The sequence below is a fragment of the Streptomyces sp. rh34 genome (genome assembly GCF_002551245.1).
Taxonomy (GTDB): Bacteria; Actinomycetota; Actinomycetes; order Streptomycetales; family Streptomycetaceae; genus Streptomyces.
Genome location: NZ_NTGZ01000423.1, coordinates 1 through 3,677 on the forward strand (window position 1 = coordinate 1; position 3,677 = coordinate 3,677).

The 3,677-nt window shown below is 72.7% G+C and carries 3 protein-coding genes; all 3 read left to right on the top strand.

Annotated features, from left to right (window positions below; genetic code table 11):
- The first annotated feature begins 193 nt into the window (after positions 1-193).
- Positions 194-1,264 (top strand): Dyp-type peroxidase, encoded by a 1,071-nt coding sequence (locus CR470_RS36555; protein WP_097871952.1) that lies wholly within the window; start codon positions 194-196, stop codon positions 1,262-1,264.
- Entirely contained in the window at positions 1,264-2,061 is a 798-nt protein-coding gene (locus tag CR470_RS36560) for a family 1 encapsulin nanocompartment shell protein (RefSeq protein WP_097871954.1), read from the top strand. Before CR470_RS36555 ends, CR470_RS36560 begins: the two co-directional genes overlap by 1 nt.
- 99 nt (positions 2,062-2,160) lie before the next feature.
- Positions 2,161-3,558 (top strand): diaminopimelate decarboxylase, encoded by a 1,398-nt coding sequence (locus CR470_RS36565; RefSeq protein WP_097871956.1) that lies wholly within the window; start codon positions 2,161-2,163, stop codon positions 3,556-3,558.
- Positions 3,559-3,677: the final 119 nt, after the last annotated feature.

The window sequence follows — 3,677 nt, forward strand, 5'->3', positions numbered from 1 at the left end:
TCAGAGATGTGTATAAGAGACAGCCCCTACGCTCCCCCGGCCGGGCGCTCCCGGCGTGCGGCCGGGGACGGGACGTGGGTTAGTGGGTGCGAGCCCTGCTCATCGTGGTCCGCCGGCCGCCGACAGGTCTCTGCCGACTGTTCGCCGCCGACTGTTCGCGGCCGTCCGTACACCGTCGTAGTGGAGTGCGCGCATGCCCGACGCCGTCCCTGATCCCGTCTCCGTCCAGCCCGTCGTGGCGCCGTTGACCAGCGCGGCGCTGTTCCTGGTCGGCACGATCGAGCCGGGCGGCGAGAGCGCGGTGCGGGACGTGCTGCCGGACCTCGCGGCCGTGGCCCGGTCGCTCGGCTTCCGGTACCCGGACTCCGGTCTCGCCTGTGTGGCGGGCTTCGGCGCCGACGCCTGGGACCGGCTGTTCGCCGGGCCGCGCCCGGCTCACCTCCACCCGTTCCCGGAGCTGCGAGGGCCTCTTCACCACGCCCCGGCGACCCCCGGCGACGTGCTGCTGCACATCCGGGCCGAGCGGATGGACGTCTGCTACGCGTGGGCGGCCCAGTTGCTCGACAGGCTCGGCGGAGCCCTGCGGATCGTGGACGAGACGCACGGCTTCCGCTACCTGGACCACCGGGACCTGCTCGGCTTCGTGGACGGTACGGAGAACCCGGTGGGCGACGACGCCCGTTCGGCGGCGCTCGTCGGGGCGGACGACCCGGAGTTCGAGGGCGGCAGCTACGTCGTCGTACAGAAGTACCTGCACGACCTGACGTCCTGGAACGCGCTCTCCGTGGAGGAGCAGGAACGCGTCATCGGCCGCACCAAGGTGGACGACGTGGAGTTCCCCGACGACGAGAAGCCCGCCGACTCCCACCTCGCCCTCAACACGATCACCGACCCGGACGGCACCGAACGGGACATCCTGCGGGCGAACATGCCGTTCGGGAGCTTCGGAAAGGGCGAGTTCGGTACGTACTTCATCGGGTACGCCGCCGATCCCGACGTGACCGAGCGGATGCTCCGCAACATGTTCCTCGGCGATCCGCCCGGGACACACGACCGCATCCTCGACTTCTCCACAGCGGTCACCGGTTGCCTCTTCTTCGCCCCCCGCGCCGACTTCCTCGACGCTCCGCCGCCCCCGCCCGTCCTGACCCGCTCCGGGGACCTGCCGGAACCGGTGCCCGCGCCGGTCCGGCCCGAACCTCCCGCGGCCGGGGCGGACCACGGTTCGCTGCGCATCGGCAGCCTGCAAGAAAGCGCCCAGTGATGAACAATCTGCACCGCGAGCTCGCGCCGGTCACCCCGTCCGCCTGGGACGAGATCGAGGAGGAGGCCCGGCGCACCTTCCGCCGCCATGTCGCCGGCCGCCGGGTCGTCGACGTGTCCGATCCGGACGGCCCGACCCTGGCCGCCGTCGGCGACGGCCATCTGACCGACATCGATCCGCCCACCCCGGATGTGGCGGCCCGGGCCCGCACGTCGATGCCGGTCATCGAGTGGCGGGTGCCGTTCACGGTATCCCGCCGGGCCGTGGACGACGTGGAGCGCGGCTCCGCCGACAGCGACTGGCAGCCCGTCAAGGACGCGGCGCGCACCTGTGCGTTCGCCGAGGACATGGCGATCATCGACGGGTACGGGGCGGCCGGGATCACCGGGCTCCGGGACGGCTCCTCGCACGATCCCCTCCCGCTGCCCGCCGACGCGCGGGACTATCCGGTGGCGGTCAGCCAGGCGGTGACGCGACTGCGGCTGGCCGGTGTCGACGGACCGTACCGGCTGATGCTCGGCGCGGACGCGTTCACCGAGGCGGCCGAGACCTCCGACCACGGGTATCCGGTCAAGACCCACCTGAGCCGCCTGGTGGACGACGAGATCCTGTGGGCGCCCGCGGTCAAGGGCGGGGTGCTGCTGTCCACCCGGGGCGGAGACTTCGAGCTCTGCCTGGGCCAGGACCTGTCGATCGGCTACGCGGACCACGACGCCACCAGTGTCCACCTCTACTTCCAACAGGCCTTCACCTTCCGGATGCTGACGCCGGAGGCCGTGGTCGGCCTGATCGCCTGATCGCCCGATCCCCGGGGGCGCTCACCGGCGCGCGGCCGGGCGACCGAGCGCCCCCGTTCCGCCGAAGACCTGGGGGCAGCCATCAGGGACTCTGGCCGTATGACGCAGACGACTTCCACGCACCACGAGGGCGGCACGGCACCGCCGGCCGTCCGCTTCGACGCCGTCGTCCGGGCGGCCGTCGGGCAGGGGCTGCTGGGCGAGGGCAGCCCGGTCGCCGGATTCATCGACACGGAGGGCGTGCGCGCCTCCGTCGGGGCCCTGCACAACGCCTTCGCCGCCACGCCCGGGGTACTGCACACCTTCGCGGCCAAGGCATGCTCCCTCGTCCCGGTGCTGCGGCTGCTGGCCGAGTGCGGGATGGGGTGCGAGGTGGCGAGCCCCGGTGAACTGCGGCTGGCCCTGGAAGCAGGGTTCGCCGCGTCCCGTGTCGTGCTGGACTCCCCCGCCAAGACCCGCGAGGAGATCCGGCTGGCGCTCGCCCTCGGCGCCGCCGTCAACGCCGACAGCCTCGACGAACTGCGCCGCGTCGACGCCCTCCGCGACCCGCGCACCGACTCGGTCCTCGGACTGCGGGTCAACCCTCAGGTGGGCAGCGGCTCGATCGGGCCGATGAGCACGGCGACGGACACATCGAAATTCGGGGTCGCACTGCGGGACCCGGGTGCCCGCGAGGCGATCGTGGGAGCCTTCCGGGATCGCCCGTGGCTGACCCGGCTGCACGCCCATGTGGGCTCCCAGGGTTGCCCGTTGGAGCTGATCGCGGCCGGTGTGGCACGGACGTACGAGCTGGCCGAGGAGATCAACGCGACACTGGGCGTCCGACAGGTCACCAGCCTGGACATCGGCGGCGGACTTCCGGTCAACTTCACCGACGAGACCGTGCACCCCACCTACGCCGACTACGTGGCGGCCCTGACGGCGGCCGCACCCGGCCTCTTCTCCGGCCGCTACTCCCTGGTCACGGAGTTCGGCCGGTCGCTGCTGGCGAAGAACGGGTTCATCGGGGCCCGGGTGGAGTACACGAAGGATGCCGGGGGCCGCCGGATCGCACTCACCCACGCGGGAGCCCAGACCGCCACCCGTACGGTCCTCATGCCCGACGCCTGGCCGTTGCGGATCGGGGCTTTCGGCCCGGACGGCACTCCCAAGGGCGGTCCACCGCTGGCGCAGGACATCGCGGGGCCGTGCTGCTTCGCGGGGGACGTGGTGGCGTACGGCAGGGAGCTGCCGGAGCTGGCCGAGGACGATCTGGTCGTGCTGTACGACACGGGGGCGTACTACTTCTCCACCCCGTGGGCGTACAACAGTCTGCCCCGTCCCGCGGTGTACGGATTCCGGGCGGGGGCAGGGCCGGAGGACGGGTCGGGGGAGGGCCGACCGGGCCACGACGGCCCGGTGTCGTTCGTGACGGTGCGGGACGCGCAGTCGCTGGACGACATCGCGGCGGAGAGCGGTCTCGCGCACGCGGACGCGCTGATCGAGCCGGGCGACTGAGCGGGCTGGACCGGCCCGGCCGACCCGGCCGCCTCACCGGGGCGCGGTCCGGCCGGCCGATCACACCGCGGACATCGCCGCCCCGGCCCTCCACGGACCTTGCCCGCGGAGGGCCGGGG